Source organism: Pseudomonas sp. IT-P218, from assembly GCF_949767605.1.
Taxonomy (GTDB): Bacteria; Pseudomonadota; Gammaproteobacteria; order Pseudomonadales; family Pseudomonadaceae; genus Aquipseudomonas; species Aquipseudomonas putida_AE.
In genome coordinates, this window is the sequence record NZ_CATKQQ010000006.1 from 16,085 (window position 1) to 30,996 (window position 14,912).

Sequence of the window (14,912 nt, forward strand, 5' to 3'; positions counted from 1 at the left end):
GTGACGCAGTTTGGAGCGGCGCAGGGCCATGGGCAGGTTGACGATACGTTTCATGGGGCAATGTCACCCACGACCAACACAGGGGTGGTCAGGATCGAGACATCCAGCAAGTGGTGCTCTGACGGTGAGGTGCTCATGACTCAGGTTTCCAGCAGGGGAAATCGTCGGTGGCGGATAACGAGCTATCCGCAGTGACTGGATACTAGGGGTGAAAGCGAAACCTGTAAACGTCTGTTTTCAGCGAAGCAGGTGCACGCCCAGTCCGACCAGCCCACAACCAGCCAACACTTCGATCACCCCGCGCTTGAACCGCAGCAAGGCAATCGCCGCCGCGATCGCGATCAACAACGAAGGCCAATCCAGCCGACCGTCGAAGCCGTCAGGCCACAGCACATGGTAGCCAAAGAAACACGCCAGATTGACAATCACCCCGACCACAGCGGCCGTGATCGCTGTCAGTGGCGCGGTGAACTTGAGTTCGTTGTGCGTCGATTCCACCAAGGGGCCACCGGCGAGAATGAACAGGAACGAAGGCAGGAAGGTGAACCAGGTCACCAGCATGGCGGCAACGGCACCGGCGACAAAGGCCTGATCGGGACCGAACACCTGATGCACGTAGCCGCCGATAAAACCGACGAAGGCCACGACCATGATCAGCGGCCCGGGTGTGGTTTCGCCGAGCGCCAGACCATCGATCATCTGCGTCGGCGTCAGCCAGCCATAATGCCCCACCGCGCCCTGGTACACATACGGCAGCACCGCGTAGGCACCGCCGAAGGTCAGCAGCGCCGCTTTGGTGAAGAACCAGCTCATCTGCGTCAGCGTGCCGTCCCAACCGAACAGGGCGGTGAGGGTGGCCATCGGCAGTGTCCACAACACCGCGCCAATGAGGGCCAGGTGCAGCCATTTCCAGCGACTGAAACGGGCGTGTTCGGGGGTCGGTGTGTCGTCGTCGATCAATGCCGCGCCAAAGGTTTTCTGCGCAGCGCCGTGGCCTCCGGTGCGGAACTTTTCCGGTGCCAGGCGCCCGCCGAAATAGCCGATGATTGCCGCGCCCAACACGATCAAGGGAAAGGGCACGTTGAGCGCGAAGATGGCCACGAATGACGCGGCGGCGATGCCCCACATCCAGCCGTTTTTCAATGTCCGGGAGCCGATCCGGTGTGCCGCCTGCAGCACAATGGCGGTCACCGCAGGCTTGATCCCGTAGAACAACCCGGCCACCGCCGGCACCTCACCGAAGGCGATGTACACCCAGGACAGGGCAATCAGGATGAACAGCGACGGCAGCACGAACAGCGTGCCTGCGATCACGCCGCCCCAGGTCCGGTGCATCAGCCAGCCGATGTAGGTCGCCAGTTGCTGGGCCTCTGGACCGGGCAGCAACATGCAATAGTTGAGGGCATGCAGAAAGCGTCGCTCGGAGATCCAGCGTCGGCGCTCGACCAACTCCTGGTGCATGATCGAAATCTGCCCAGCCGGCCCGCCGAAACTGATGAAGCCGAGCTTGAGCCAGAAGCGGAACGCTTCGCGCAGGCTGATTGCAGCAGGCTTTGTTTGGTCTGGTTGACTGTTCTGGGAAGGCGTGGGGCTCAAGCGGATGTTCCTTGCAAAGGCGCTTTTAGCCCGTGACTTTAGCAAAGAACCTCGAAGTGAATATCAGTTCTTTGCGGGAAATAACTGCTGCGCTTGTGCGAAACACTTCTCGGCAATCGCCGAACGCGGTTCGGTCTTGCGCATGACCAAACCCAGGGGCGCCAGCACGCTGGCATCGGGCAAGTTGATGAAGGACAGGTGTTCGATCGGCGCTTCCAGGCCACTATCGAGGGGCATGATCGCGCAGCAAAAACCCTCGTGGATCGCCTGGAGCAACTGGTAGGTGGAATCGCTTTCCAGGATCGGCCGCGGGTCGAGCCCGCGGCTGCGGAAACTCAGGTCGATGGATTTACGATAGTGCATGCCGTTGCTGAGCATGCCCAGCGGCAGCTCGGCGGCATCTTCCCAGCTCATTTGCGTGCCGTCGAAACGGAAGTGACGGGTGTCGTAGAGCAGGCCGACGCGGGTTTCGCCGATCTCGAAAAACTCGAAATAGTTCGGGTTGACGTGGTCGAGATAACACACGCCCAGGTCGAGTTGGTTATTGCCCAGCCCCTCGATGATCTGGTCTGAACTGAGTGACGACAGGCTGAACTTGAGTTCGGGAAAGCTGCGCGAAAGCCCCTGGATATAGCTGACCGGATTGAAACTGCTGAGCGGCACCAGGCCCAGGCGCAGGTTACCGACCAATTGGCCACGACACGCGGCCGCTTCGGCGAACAGGCCATCGTGGGCAGCCAGCAGGGTCCGGGCCCACGCCAGTACCCTTTCACCGGCCTCGGTAAAGCCTTCGAAGCGCTGGCCGCGGGTAACCAGTACCAGGTCCAGTTCATCCTCGAGGTTACGCAGGCGCATCGACAGGGTCGGCTGGGTGATGTGGCAGCGCGCGGCGGCCTGGCCGAAGTGGCGGGTCTGCTCCAGGGCGATCAGGAACTTGAGTTGTTTGATGTCCATGATGGCACCTGCTGGCGGGGGAAGGGTGTAGGAACTGGTAGGCTTGATTTTGAGCGTAGACGATCTCACTGTTGGTTCTGTGCGTCCAATCAGCTGTATTTAAAGGGCAATAGATTCGCTCGATAATGCGGTTGGTGAGAGTGATTAGACAGTGCTTGTTCCAGCGCTTTAGTCTCCGCAAGTTAGTTAATTTCTGTCTGCCGGAGAATCTTGATGAGCGTCAAACCGGATGCACTGTTTGTCCCCTTGAACATTGCCGTACTGACCGTCAGCGACGCACCTCAAATCGGTGCAAGCCTGCGGGACACGGGGGTGAGCAACGTAAACCTGTGGGAGCGAGCTTGCTCGCGATGAGGCCGGTACATTCAACATCGATGTTGACTGATAGGCCGCCTTCGCGAGCAGGTTCGCTCCCACAGGTTTTGGGTGTTTCTTGAGTGTCAGCTCAACACAAAATCCACCGGTTCAAGCGCCGGTGGCAACTCCGTCACGCCCAGCGCAGCCAGGACATCGCGCTCGATATTGCGCACGATGGAATCGGTGGGCAGGTCGTTTTCGTCGCGGCCGAAGGGGTCTTCCAGTTCGTCGGCAATCGCATCCAGGCCGAAGAAGGTGTAGCTGACGATCGCGGTGAAGATCGGAGTCAACCAGCCCAGGGGTTCGGCCATGGCGAACGGCAACAGGATGCAGAACAGGTAGATGGTGCGGTGCAGCAACAAAGTGTAGGGGAATGGCAGCGGGGTGTTCTTGATCCGCTCACAGACTGCCTGGGCATGGGTCAGACTGGTTAAATGGTTGGCCATGAGCGTGTAGCGCCAATCGTTGATCGCCCCGGATTCGTTGAGTGAAGAGCACTGCTGACCCACCTGCAGCAGTATCTGTCCGCTGATATCCGTGGTGTTGCCCTTGGGCATCGGTTGCAGCCAGTCGCCACTGGCGGCCAGTTCGTTTTCCCTGCGTAGTCGCGCGTTGAGCGCATGGGCGAAGCCACACAGGTTGCCGAGGATCGTGTGTCGTTCTGGCGCGTCCTTGATGATCTGGGTTTCGCGAATCATCGAGCGGATGTCCACGATGATCTCGCCCCACGCCTTGCGCGCTTCGTACCAGCGGTCATAGCAGGCGTTGTTGCGAAAGCTCATGAAGATCGACAGTGACAGGCCGAGCAGGGTGAACGGCGTTGCACTGACCTTGGAGAAGTAGCTCGGGTGCAGGGTTTCGATCAGGACGATGGCCGAGGCAAGCAAGGTCACCAACAGGCTGCGCAGGGCAATGCGTTTGGCGATCGAGCCCTTGAGCGAAGTCAGCACGCCGATCAGGTTGGGTTTGGGTCTGACGATCATGGTCTTTCAGCCGCCCGTCATGTTCATGAAGCGAACGACCTGGACATCGTCGTTCACTTCGAAATTGTGCCGATAAGGCTTGAGTTTCATCGCCTCGATGATGGCTTTCTCCAGGCGTTCCGGCTGTCCGGGGTGACTGCGCAACACGGCCTTGAGATCGACGGAGTGCTCGTTGCCCAGGCACAACAGCAGACGACCCTCGACGGTCAGCCGCACCCGATTGCAAGTGCCGCAGAAGTTGTGGCTGTGGGGCGAAATGAACCCCAGGCGAATCTGCGGCGCCTCGGCCAGGCGCCAGTAGCGCGAAGGGCCCTGGGTCGACTCGGCGCAATCAATCAAAGTGTAGCGCTCGGCAATCCGCTCACGGACCTGCGCGCTGGAATAAAACGACTCGGCGCGGCTGTGCTCGCTGATGGTGCCCAAGGGCATTTCTTCGATAAAGGAGATATCCAGATTACGGTCGATGGCGAAGCTCACCAGATCGTTGATCTCGTGATCGTTGCGGCCCTTCATCACCACGCAGTTGAGCTTGGTGTTGCGAAATCCGGCCTTGTTGGCGGCGTCGATGCCCTTGATCACCAGCGCCAGATCACCGGTACGAGTCAATTCGCGAAAGCGTTGCGGGTCGAGGCAATCGAGGCTGATATTGAGGCGCTTGACCCCGGCCTCGAACAAGGGCTCGGCCAGTTTGGCCAGCTGCGAGCCATTGGTGGTCATGCACAGTTCGCGCAGGCCGGGCAGGGCGGCGATCTTCTCGCACAGCTGGACCACGCCCGGGCGGATCAGCGGCTCACCGCCGGTCAGGCGGATCTTGCGCGTACCCAGTGCGACGAAGCTCTCGGCCACCTGGTAGATCTCTTCCAGGGTCAGCACCCGTTGGCGCGGCAGGAACTGCATGTCCTCGGCCATGCAATACACGCAGCGGAAATCGCAACGGTCGGTGACCGACATGCGCAGATAATCCACGCGGCGGGAGAACCCATCGATCAAGACTCGTTTCGACATGACATCCTCGCTTGGCGCTGGGCGCATCAAATGAATTGTGGGAGCGAGCCTGCTCGCGATGGTCGTTAACGATGACGCGTGCTTACTGGCTGAACGCGGTGCTTGAGTCCATCGCGAGCAGGCTGCTCCCACAAATTAAACGCAGGCTAAGTGCAACTTGCGAGGGCGTCCAATCACTATTGATAACCGGTTGATCGATGGGCTCTATGATGAAATATCTTCCCTCTGAAAAGTTCGTTATGGCTGATTAAGTAATTGAAAATAATAGTAAAAATGTCTTGATAGATATCTTCGATAATCTGGTCATTAATAGCGATTAGACAATGTTCAACCCTCATTCCTATGCTTTTCTCCGTCATACGATCAATGGCCTGAATCAGGTCACGGAGAAGTACCATGTCGCAAGTCGACCGCTACAAACCCTACAAAGGTGCCGCCGCTGGTTGGGGCGCGCTGATCGCCGTTACCAAAACCTGGCTGGGCAGTGAAAACGCCCTGAAAAATATCCGTGCAATGCTCAAGACCAACCAGAATGGCGGCTTCGACTGCCCCGGTTGCGCCTGGGGCGAATCGCCGGAAAACGGCATGGTCAAGTTCTGCGAAAACGGCGCCAAGGCGGTCAACTGGGAAGCGACCGGCCGTTTGGTCGACCCGGCTTTCTTCAACAAATACAGCGTCTCGACACTGTCCGAACAAAGCGACTACTGGCTGGAGTATCAGGGCCGCCTGATCCATCCGATGCGATACGACGCCAGCACCGATCGTTATGTGCAAACCTCCTGGGACGAAGCGTTCGCGCTGATCGCCCGGCATCTCAATGCGCTGGAATCGCCGAACCAGGCCGAGTTCTACACCTCCGGCCGCGCCAGCAACGAGGCCGCCTTTCTCTATCAGCTGTTCGTCCGCGCCTATGGCACCAACAACTTCCCCGACTGCTCGAACATGTGCCACGAGGCCAGCGCCGTCAGCATGATCGAGAGCCTGGGTGTGGGCAAAGGCACCGTGGTGTTCGATGACCTGGAGCATGCCGACGCGATCTTCGTCATCGGCCAGAACCCCGGCACCAACCATCCACGGATGCTCGAACCGCTGCGTGAAGCGGTCAAACGCGGCGCGCAGGTGATTTGCATCAACCCGCTCAAGGAGCGCGGGCTGGAACGTTTCCAGCATCCGCAACACCCGATCGAAATGTTGATGAACGGATCCGAGCCGACCAACACCGCCTACTTCCGTCCGGCCCTCGGCGGCGACATGGCGGTCATGCGCGGCATCGCCAGGTTCCTCTTGCAGTGGGAACGGGAAGCTCAAGCCACGGGTGGTGAGCCGGTGTTCGACCGTGAGTTCATCGCCGAACACACCTCGGGAATGGATGCCTACCTGGCCGAAGTCGATGCCACCGCTTGGGAGCACATCGAGCAGCAATCGGGCATGAGCCTGGCCGACATCGAACTGGCCGCGCGCATGTACGCCCGCGCCAAGCGCGTGATCATGTGCTGGGCGATGGGCTTGACCCAGCACACCCATTCGGTGCCGACGTTGCAGGAAGTGATCAACGTGATGTTGCTGCGCGGCAATGTCGGGCGCCCCGGTGCCGGCCTGTCACCGGTTCGCGGTCACAGTAACGTGCAGGGCGACCGGACCATGGGCATCAACGAACTGGCGCCCACCGAATTGCTCGATGCCCTGGAAAAACGTTTCTCCTTCAAGCCGCCTCGGGAGCATGGCCACAACACCGTGATGGCGATTTCGGCGATGGAGCAGGGCCGTTCGAAAGTGTTCATCGCCCTGGGTGGCAACTTCGCCCAGGCCACCCCCGATACACCGCGCACCCACGCCGCGTTGCGCAAGTGTGAGCTGACGGTGCACATCGCCACCAAACTCAACCGCAGCCACCTGGTCACCGGCCGTGAAGCGCTGATCCTGCCGTGCCTGGGCCGCACCGACATCGACATGCAGGCCGAAGGGCCGCAGGGCGTCACCGTGGAAGACACCTTCAGCATGATCCACATCTCCCATGGCCAGCTGAAACCCAAGTCCAAACACCTGCTGTCGGAGCCGGCGATCATTGCCGGGATCGCCGCCGCGACCCTGGGCAAGCAGCCGATCGACTGGAACTGGGCCGTCGGCGACTACGGCCGCATCCGCAACATGATTGCCGACACCATCCCGGGCTTCGAGGATTTCAATCGGCGCTTGCTTCATCCGGGCGGCTTCCACATGCCGAACAACGCCGCGCAGCGCATCTGGAAAACCGCGAGCGGCAAGGCGCAATTCACCCCCAGCGTGTTGCCCGAACACCTGATCAGCGAAGGCGTGCGCAACCTGGCGGTGAAGCCTCATTTGATCCTGCAGACCATGCGCTCCCACGATCAGTACAACACCACGTTGTACGGTCTGGACGATCGTTATCGCGGGGTCTACGGCATGCGCGATGTGGTGTTCGCCAACGAGCAGGACATCCGCCGGCTGGGTTTCGAGCCGGGGCAGAAAGTCGATCTGGTGGCGCTGTGGGACGACGACCGTGAACGTCGGGTCAGCGGTTTCACCTTGATCGCCTACGACATTCCGGCCGGCCAGGCTGCCGCGTATTACCCGGAGACCAACCCGTTGGTGCCACTGGAAAGCTACGGTGACCGCACGTTCACCCCTACCTCCAAGTTCGTCGCCATCCGGTTGGAGCAGGCAAAAGCGAGCAGCCTCATTTCCACTTCCGCCGCATAAACCTGTAGGAGCCGGCTTGCCGGCGAAGGCGCCCGAAAGAACAATGCATTGTTGAAGGACGCCTTCGCTGGCAAGCCAGCTCCTACAATTTCCTGGCGGTGCTCGAAGGCCTTTGGCTGAAAACCCACAACGACTCCTACCGCGATCTCTACCATTTCTGGTCGAAGATCTTCGCCGTCAACTTCGGCATGGGCGTGGTCTCGGGGCTGGTCATGGCCTACGAGTTCGGCACCAACTGGAGCCGTTTTTCCGACTTCGCCGGCAGCATCACCGGGCCGTTGCTGACCTATGAAGTGCTCACCGCGTTCTTCCTCGAAGCGGGCTTCCTCGGGGTCATGCTGTTTGGCTGGAACCGGGTAGGGCGCGGCTTGCACTTGATCTATTTCTCGGGTGGCCAAGGGGCCCAAGCCCCATCACGAGTATGGGCCTGCGGGTCATTCCGATCATGTTCCTCGGCTACCTCGGCCTGGCCTTCAGTCTCTGGCCGAACATCGTGCCGCCGTCAGGATTGGCGATGGCTACCATTGATAAACATCAAGCGGCATCTACTCGGTGGTACTAGCGCATTGGGTGGCTGGTGTTGAGCGGGCCTGTAGGAGCGAGCTTGCTCGCGAAAAAGCTCAGGGCACCGCGGGGTGACAGCTCCCCGCGTCATCGTTGACCTCCATCGCGAGCAGGCTCGCACACAGTAGATCGGGTACGGCCGTGGGAGATGGGGCGATTCATTGCGCCCCAAACATCACCGTCCAGTAAATTCCCGCATCGCTCTTCGGATCAACCGCATACGCTGCACCCAGATCGCGGAACTGCGGGTTCATCAGGTTGGCACAATGACCGGGGCTGGTCAGCCAGCCGTCGACCACCTTGCGCACGCTGTCCTGGCCGGCGGCGATGTTTTCGCCAATCTGCTGGAAGTCGTAGCCCGCCAGTTCCGCGCGGTCGCCCGGGGTGCGGCCGTCGCGGTCCTTGTGATCGAAGTAGTTGTTGTTGGCCATGCTGCGCGACTGGGTTTCGGCGGCGGTCGCCAGGGTGGCGTTCCAGGTCAGCGGCGTGGTGGCGTTGAAGGATTGCGCGCCGCACTGGCGGGGCTGGCTGCGTGCGACGTTGAGTTCGGCCAGCATTTTTTGCCCTTCGGCCTGCCAATCGCCCAGGCGTGCGCTCAACAATGGGCGGGCCAGGACGATGCGCCACTCGCGGTCCTGGCGGCTGACGCCAACGTCGACGAACTGCGGGTCGAGCACGATCTGGCAAAAACTTTCCTGGATCGCTTTCATGGCCGAGGGCGCATCTCGCGGCCCGTTCAGGCTGATCGCCTGCACGTTCTTCATCGGATAACCGGCGCTGGCCATGGCCTGCTGCAGGTTGCCGACGCTGGCGGCGGACAGCACCAGCCGTGGGTCGGCCGACAGCGGCGGCAGTTCCGAGGACACCTGGCCGGCGCAACGCTGCAGCTGGCCGCGGTAGAGGTTGATCGATTCGATCAGTTGCGACTCTTCGCTCGCCAGCGCGGTGGCGGCAAACACAAGCCCTAGTGAAAACCCGGCAAGGCGCAGAGTGGATGACAGGAAATGCATGGAAATCCTCCTTGAGCTGACTGCGCCCATGATGCGCGAAGTGCCCCCCTTGAACGCAATGTCTTTTTCGCGATGTCGCCTCCTTTGCGCCATCATTTCACTACTACACTGAGGCGAAACTGCCCACAGAGTAGTGCCCGACCATGCGCCACGACTGGATAGCCGCCTGCCTCGCCCTCACCCTGATCGCTGTTCCGGTATTCGCCACCGACCAGCAGCAAAAACAGAAAGTCGCCGAAGACAAGGCCGAGGTGCTTGAGCACAAGGCCGCCGAAAACAGCAGCCCTGCGTCGGCGTCCAAGTCTCAAGCCATTACCCAGCCCGAGGTCCAGGCCGTGGACCCGGCGGGCAAAGCGCCGCTGGATGACGCCATCACCTGTCTCGCCCGATCGATCTACTGGGAAGCCAAGGGCAAGAACGCGGCGGACATGGAAGCGGTGGCCAATGTGGTGATGAACCGCCTCGGCCACGACGGTTTTCCCGATACCGTGTGCGGCGTGGTCAAGCAGGGCTCGCAGAGCAAAAGCTGCCAGTTCTCCTGGTGGTGCGACGGCCGTTCCGACTCGGTACAGGAAGAGGTGCCTTACGCGATGGCCAAGGAAATCGCGCGCAAGGCACTGAACAAGCAATTGCCGGATCGCACCAAGGGCGCGCTGTATTTCCATGATCGCACGGTGAAACCGGATTGGGCCAGGGAGTACAACAATACGGCCAACATCGGCTTGTTCAGATTTTACAAACCCAAGGCCGGGGATGCGAAGTAGTCGCAAATTCACCCAGGCGATCATGAACCAGGCCGCGACCTTAAGCCACGCTAAAGAGCATTCGCTCCATGCTGGTGCCTTTACTGGCTTCAGGATGGAGACGCCTGGTCGGTCTCCATTGGCATCGGCCGTTTTAAATCAATTAGATACAGCTGTGCTTATGCGCACGATCGAATATGGCACGCACATTGCTCCACCTCTCCAGCACCTTTTCTGGTGCGACTGATCCGGGACGACCCGGAGGCCTCGCGGCTCTGCGATATCTGGACGACCAGGTGACATTTTGACTAATCATCAGGAGGTTACTTATGGCGCCCACGCCTCGTATTACCCCTCATTCCGCGTTCCAGACCCTGCCTCTGGTCGACATTCAGGGACTGTTTTCCGACTGTGCAGCCGCTCGTATCGAAACCGCCGCTGCCCTGGGGCGAGCAGCCTCGCAGGCAGGCTTTCTGTACGTGACCGGGCACGGTATCGATCCGCAGATCATCAACCGCATCAAACAACGGACGGTGGAATATTTCGCCCAGCCGCTTGAACAGAAGATGAACGATTACATCGGCCTGTCGAGCAACCACAGCGGATATGTACCGGAGGGCGAAGAGCAATTCGTCGAGGGCAGCATCGATCACAAGGAGGCCTTCGATGTCGGTTTCGATTACCGGCTGCCGCACGGGACGCGACCGATGCTGGGTGCCAATCGCTGGCCGGCGTTGCCGGGATTCAAAGAGGACGTCAAGGCCTATTACGACGCCGTGTTCAGCCTCAACCTCACGCTTTTTCGAGGTTTCGCACTGGCACTGGGGCTTGCGGAAAATGCCTTCACGCAACGGGTCAACAACCCGCCCAGCCAATTGCGGTTGATCCACTATCCGTTCGCGCCGGATGCGCCGGTGGATCGTCCCGGTATAGGTGCGCACACCGACTATGAGTGCTTCACCATTTTGCTCCCGACCGCGCCGGGACTCGAAGTGTTGAACGGTGCAGGGCAGTGGATCGATGTGCCCTTGGTGGACGGCGCGTTTGTCATCAACATTGGCGACATGATGGAAGTGCTGAGCAACGGCTCCTACGTCGCCACCGCGCATCGGGTACGCAAAGTCGCCCAGGAGCGTTACTCGTTTCCGATGTTTTGCGCCTGTGATTACGACACGGTCATCGAGCCCGTCGCGCAACTGCTCGATCCGGCAACGCCGAGCCGCTATGGACCGGTTGTGTGTGGCGAGCACTTGTACGCGCAAACCCTGCAAACCTTTCGCTACCTCAAGCAGCGCCTGGCTCGCGGTGAACTGAGCTTGCCGGACGGGGCAAAGGGCTTGTCCTCATTCGGCCGTACTGCCTGCGCCATGGAGGTTTGATATGCACCTCAATGAACTTGTCGCTCGTTACCCGCAGCAACCGACCCAAGGCGTTCCAGACTGGATGCTGGGTTTCTACAAGCGCCGGGCAATCAGCTTTGCCGATGGCCTGACCGATACCCAGACCCACGTGTGCTGGTTCCAGAGCCGTAACTTCACCATTGATTTGCGCTTGCCGCTGGAAGAACACCAGGTGCAAGCCAAACCGTTGCTGGCGTACAGCGCGGAAGAACTGCAGCGACTGGCCAACTACGAAGGCTGGGAAGCCTTGTGTTCATGGGAAGGCGAGATTCTCAGTTGGCACACCGACACGTCCTTGCAGTTGCACAATCGCTGGCCCGAGCCAGGGCTGCTCAAGCGTATCGGCAACTGCATGATCGAGTTCTCGCCCAGCGGGGCCTATGTCGAAGACTGGCGTCTGCAATTGTCGGCGCCCGGCGCATTGATAGGCCTGCGGCTGCTGGAGGAAAAGGAGTTGGAGAGCGGCATCGTGCGTCATCGAGGCGGGGGATTGATCGTTTGTGGTGAATATGCGGCGCTGGTGCTGGGGCGTGCACATCCGCTCGATGGAGGTGTGCCACTGCGTGAGTTGGTCGCTCAATACGCGGATGACCCGCAATGGCTGCGCCGTGCGTTCAACTTCGAAACATCGGTGGCCCAAGGCTCGCTCGACGAGGGCTACAACGTAACGCTCTCGACCTGTGCCGCGCGCGTGGGGCAGACCCTGATCCCACTGGACGGCTTCGAACTGCAGGCTGACAGCGTTCACATCATCCAGCGATTGCTGGTTGATGGGCTGGCCTGCGAACGCCTGTTCATCATCGACACGCTGGAACCGCACGTCAGCTACGCGCAATCCACCGGGTTCACCCGCAGCGCCGCGCAGTGGAATGAGCGCGAATCCCCGACATTGAGCCGCTATACCCAGCCGCTCGTTTGAACTCATTGCGTCATCCCATTCATAACCCGTGAGGTTCCCATGAAGGTATTCTCGTGTGTGTTTTACCGTTACCCAGACCATGCTGTTCTACACGCCAACCACGGCCTACGAATTCGCCAGCTCCGAGGCTATCCGCCACACCATGGACAAGGTCCGCACCTTTTCCTTCGCCAAGGGTTTGCTGGGTCAAGCGGCCACCAGTGCTGACGCGGTGGGCATGCAGTTCGCCGATGGCTCGACCCTGGGCGACAAAAACAACATCAAGCTGCGCTTCGATACCCGGTTCGTGAACATGGCGATGACCAACCAGCTCTGATCCGGCAGCGTTTTACAGATGAGCGCGGCGCCAGAAGCATTGGGCCAGCAAGGCATCGAGGCTGAATTTGCCAGGGCCGGACAGCAGCAGCGGCACAAGGGCGGCGAGGTAGATCAGCGGCAGCTTGAAGTTGCCGAAACCCTTGTTGCTGATGGAGTAACCCTGGGCCAGTTCGCTCAAGGTCGACCAGTCGGCCGGCCAGTGCACCGCGGCGGTCGCGACGATGGTCACCACGATCAGGCTGATCGCCGAGAACCGTGTGGCCAGGCCCACCAGCAGGGCGAGGGCGCAGATCAGCTCCACCCACATCGACAATTCCCAGTTCAACGTGGCCGGCAAGTGGTTGAACGGAAACAGGAAGCGGTCCTGGATATCGGCGAACCAGTTCTCGCCGTTGAATTTTTCCAGGCCCGACTCGAAGAATTCCCAGGCGAGGAACACCCGCAGGGTCAGTGGCGCTATCCAGCTGCCGGCACGGTCAAGGTTCAGGTGCAGGCCTTTGACGGCCGATGAAATAGTGGCGCTCATGGTTGATTTCCTTCGAGGCAGGGAAGTCGGGCGGTGGGGTGCCCGTTGAGATGTATTTCATCAACCGGGTGTATCTGCAGTGTGTCGTTTGTGCGTGGAAATGAAGGCGTGGTGTGTCTGGGGTGGGGCTGTACACACTTTGATACGTAACCAGGTGCAACACTGGGCAGCTGTCTTGGGCGATGGGGGCGGCGGATGACGCTCGGGGACTTTTGCTATACATTTTCCGCCCGCCCTTTGCATGGTGATACCGCTTCATGTCTCTTGCGCTCGAACGTCTAGTCGCTGGCACGCCAATCCCTTTCGCCGGTAACCGTGTCACTGTGGTCAGCCCCGAACTGGCGGCACGCTTCCAGCCCGGTGACCACCTGTTGGTGGAGCAGGTCAGCGGCGAGCTGTTGTTGATCCCGGTGGCGGACCAGCAAGCCGCAGCGGTGGCGATCGAGCGTGCACAAGCGGCGTTCAAGGCGCTGTCGACGGTGTCGGACCAGGCCATCAGCGCCTTCTTCGATCTGTTCGCGCAACGTCTGGAAACGCCCGAGTGCTGGGCCCTGATCGAGGCCGCGAACCTGGCCGACATCGAACGGGCCAAGGCCCGTGGCCGCTCGACCACGCGCCTGCTGGCCGATGAGCGCATGCGCCGCGACATGATCGCAGGCCTGCGCGCCTGGCGCGATGCGCCGGCCACCCGCGGCAAAGTGATCAGTTGCGTCGAGCACGACGGCTGGAAAGTCGAACAAGTGGTCTCGCCGTTGGGCATCGTCGCGTTCGTCTTCGAAGGTCGGCCGAACGTTTTCGCCGATGCTGCCGGGGTGTTGCGCACGGGGAACACCGCGGTGCTGCGCATTGGCAGCGATGCGTTGGGCACGGCCCAGGCCATCGTCACCCACGCACTGAACCCGGCGCTGAACGACGCCGGGCTGCCGACTGGTGCGGTTTCACTGGTGGAAAGCGTCAATCACGCCGCCGGTTGGGCGATGTTTGCCGACCGCCGCCTGTCACTGGCCGTGGCCCGTGGTTCGGGACGTGCCGTCAGTCAACTGGGCAGCATCGCGCAACAGGCCGGCACTGCCGTCAGCCTTCACGGAACTGGCGGCGCCTGGTTGATCGCCGACACCGACGCCGATGCCAAGCGCTTCGCCTCCGTGGTGCGCAACTCCCTCGACCGCAAGGTCTGCAATACCCTGAACGTATGCCTGATCCAGCGCGATCGCGCCGCGGAACTGGTACCGCTGTTTCTCGACGCGCTGCAACAGGCCGGCAAGGCACGCAGCCAGGGCTGCAAGTTGCACATCGTCGAAGGTAGCGAAGCGTTCCTGCCGGCGGATTGGCAGACCGCGAGCGTCGAGGTCTACCGCGCCGAAGGCTATCGCACTGAAGCTCAGGCCGAATCCTTGCCGGAAGATCAACTGGGTCGCGAGTGGGAATGGGAAGAGACGCCGGAAGTCAGCCTGAAGATCGTCGACGACCTGGACAGCGCCATCGCCTTGTTCAACCGCTACAGCCCGCAATTCACCGTGTCGCTGCTCAGTGAAGATGCCGCGACCCAGGAACGTTTCTACAACGCGGTCAACGCGCCCTTTGTCGGTAACGGGATCACCCGTTGGGTCGATGGTCAGTACGCACTCAACAAGCCGGAACTGGGCCTGTCGAACTGGGAGAGCGGCCGCCTGTTTGCGCGCAGCGCGATTCTCTCGGGCGATGGTGTGTTCACCATTCGCAGTCGCATGACCCAGGTCGATCTGTCGGTCAAACGCTAAAAAGATTGCCGCAGCGGCTGCCTGGGCGGTCGCTGCGGTCAAGCTCAGGCGGCTTC

Annotated in this window: 12 protein-coding genes and 2 pseudogenes; 8 read left to right on the top strand and 6 right to left on the bottom strand. The window is 60.6% G+C overall.

Annotation, left to right across the window (positions count from 1 at the left end; all coding sequences use genetic code 11):
• Positions 1–237 precede the first annotated feature (237 nt).
• Complete coding sequence (gene chrA, locus ACM6I6_RS04555) at positions 238–1,596, bottom strand: chromate efflux transporter (protein WP_274076697.1); 1,359 nt, start codon at positions 1,594–1,596, stop codon at positions 238–240.
• 63 nt (positions 1,597–1,659) lie between these two features.
• On the bottom strand, positions 1,660–2,550 hold the full coding sequence (locus tag ACM6I6_RS04560; protein WP_414919480.1) for a LysR family transcriptional regulator: 891 nt from the start codon (positions 2,548–2,550) through the stop codon (positions 1,660–1,662).
• A 213-nt stretch (positions 2,551–2,763) separates the two neighbouring features.
• On the opposite strand from ACM6I6_RS04560, the pseudogene ACM6I6_RS04565 reads away from it, so the two are divergent.
• Positions 2,764–2,826: pseudogene (locus ACM6I6_RS04565) on the top strand (molybdenum cofactor biosynthesis protein); the annotation flags it as partial.
• A gap of 164 nt (positions 2,827–2,990) precedes the next feature.
• Here ACM6I6_RS04565 and ACM6I6_RS04570 read toward each other — a convergent pair.
• Both ACM6I6_RS04570 and moaA read right to left on the bottom strand, forming a co-directional pair.
• Positions 2,991–3,890, bottom strand: coding sequence for a bestrophin family protein (locus ACM6I6_RS04570; RefSeq protein ID WP_406590994.1), 900 nt, complete (start codon positions 3,888–3,890; stop codon positions 2,991–2,993).
• A gap of 6 nt (positions 3,891–3,896) precedes the next feature.
• Positions 3,897–4,895, bottom strand: a complete 999-nt coding sequence (gene moaA, locus ACM6I6_RS04575) for a GTP 3',8-cyclase MoaA (protein ID WP_414919481.1) — start codon at positions 4,893–4,895, stop codon at positions 3,897–3,899.
• A gap of 396 nt (positions 4,896–5,291) precedes the next feature.
• Between moaA and ACM6I6_RS04580 the strand changes: the two genes are divergently transcribed.
• Together ACM6I6_RS04580 and ACM6I6_RS04585 are read left to right on the top strand one after the other, a co-directional pair.
• Complete coding sequence (locus ACM6I6_RS04580; RefSeq protein ID WP_414919482.1) at positions 5,292–7,616, top strand: FdhF/YdeP family oxidoreductase; 2,325 nt, start codon at positions 5,292–5,294, stop codon at positions 7,614–7,616.
• 86 nt (positions 7,617–7,702) lie between these two features.
• Positions 7,703–7,990: pseudogene (locus tag ACM6I6_RS04585) on the top strand (cytochrome ubiquinol oxidase subunit I); the annotation flags it as partial.
• Between the two features lie 348 nt (positions 7,991–8,338).
• Here the strand turns inward: ACM6I6_RS04585 and ACM6I6_RS04590 are convergent.
• Entirely contained in the window at positions 8,339–9,190 is an 852-nt protein-coding gene (locus tag ACM6I6_RS04590) for a CAP domain-containing protein (protein WP_274076702.1), read from the bottom strand.
• Positions 9,191–9,333: 143 nt separating this feature from the next.
• Between ACM6I6_RS04590 and ACM6I6_RS04595 the strand changes: the two genes are divergently transcribed.
• The 4 genes from ACM6I6_RS04595 (at position 9,334) to ACM6I6_RS04610 (ending at position 12,568) form a co-directional block, all read left to right on the top strand.
• The gene (locus ACM6I6_RS04595; RefSeq protein WP_414919483.1) at positions 9,334–9,954 is read left to right on the top strand and encodes a cell wall hydrolase; all 621 of its coding nucleotides are present in this window, start codon (positions 9,334–9,336) and stop codon (positions 9,952–9,954) included.
• 308 nt (positions 9,955–10,262) lie between these two features.
• On the top strand, positions 10,263–11,312 hold the full coding sequence (locus tag ACM6I6_RS04600) for an isopenicillin N synthase family dioxygenase (RefSeq protein WP_414919484.1): 1,050 nt from the start codon (positions 10,263–10,265) through the stop codon (positions 11,310–11,312).
• A 1-nt stretch (position 11,313) separates the two neighbouring features.
• Complete coding sequence (locus ACM6I6_RS04605) at positions 11,314–12,252, top strand: hypothetical protein (RefSeq protein ID WP_414919485.1); 939 nt, start codon at positions 11,314–11,316, stop codon at positions 12,250–12,252.
• A gap of 55 nt (positions 12,253–12,307) precedes the next feature.
• The gene (locus ACM6I6_RS04610) at positions 12,308–12,568 is read left to right on the top strand and encodes a hypothetical protein (RefSeq protein ID WP_323608265.1); all 261 of its coding nucleotides are present in this window, start codon (positions 12,308–12,310) and stop codon (positions 12,566–12,568) included.
• Between the two features lie 12 nt (positions 12,569–12,580).
• Here ACM6I6_RS04610 and ACM6I6_RS04615 read toward each other — a convergent pair whose 3' ends face one another.
• Positions 12,581–13,096: a DoxX family protein gene (locus tag ACM6I6_RS04615; protein ID WP_414919486.1), complete on the bottom strand. Its 516-nt coding sequence runs from the start codon at positions 13,094–13,096 to the stop codon at positions 12,581–12,583.
• A gap of 257 nt (positions 13,097–13,353) precedes the next feature.
• On the opposite strand from ACM6I6_RS04615, the gene ACM6I6_RS04620 reads away from it, so the two are divergent.
• The gene (locus ACM6I6_RS04620; RefSeq protein ID WP_414919487.1) at positions 13,354–14,856 is read left to right on the top strand and encodes an aldehyde dehydrogenase family protein; all 1,503 of its coding nucleotides are present in this window, start codon (positions 13,354–13,356) and stop codon (positions 14,854–14,856) included.
• Positions 14,857–14,912 lie beyond the last annotated feature (56 nt).

What these genes read in the sequence shown, in the direction of transcription:
- ACM6I6_RS04595 (WP_414919483.1), top strand. Translation starts at nt 9,334, where the DNA reads ATGCGCCACGACTGGATAGCCGCCTGCCTCGCCCTCACCCTGATCGCT.
- ACM6I6_RS04600 (WP_414919484.1), top strand. Translation starts at nt 10,263, where the DNA reads ATGGCGCCCACGCCTCGTATTACCCCTCATTCCGCGTTCCAGACCCTG.
- ACM6I6_RS04560 (WP_414919480.1), bottom strand. Translation starts at nt 2,550, where the DNA reads ATGGACATCAAACAACTCAAGTTCCTGATCGCCCTGGAGCAGACCCGC.
- ACM6I6_RS04580 (WP_414919482.1), top strand. Translation starts at nt 5,292, where the DNA reads ATGTCGCAAGTCGACCGCTACAAACCCTACAAAGGTGCCGCCGCTGGT.
- ACM6I6_RS04620 (WP_414919487.1), top strand. Translation starts at nt 13,354, where the DNA reads ATGTCTCTTGCGCTCGAACGTCTAGTCGCTGGCACGCCAATCCCTTTC.
- ACM6I6_RS04605 (WP_414919485.1), top strand. Translation starts at nt 11,314, where the DNA reads ATGCACCTCAATGAACTTGTCGCTCGTTACCCGCAGCAACCGACCCAA.
- ACM6I6_RS04590 (WP_274076702.1), bottom strand. Translation starts at nt 9,190, where the DNA reads ATGCATTTCCTGTCATCCACTCTGCGCCTTGCCGGGTTTTCACTAGGG.
- moaA (WP_414919481.1), bottom strand. Translation starts at nt 4,895, where the DNA reads ATGTCGAAACGAGTCTTGATCGATGGGTTCTCCCGCCGCGTGGATTAT.
- ACM6I6_RS04570 (WP_406590994.1), bottom strand. Translation starts at nt 3,890, where the DNA reads ATGATCGTCAGACCCAAACCCAACCTGATCGGCGTGCTGACTTCGCTC.
- ACM6I6_RS04615 (WP_414919486.1), bottom strand. Translation starts at nt 13,096, where the DNA reads ATGAGCGCCACTATTTCATCGGCCGTCAAAGGCCTGCACCTGAACCTT.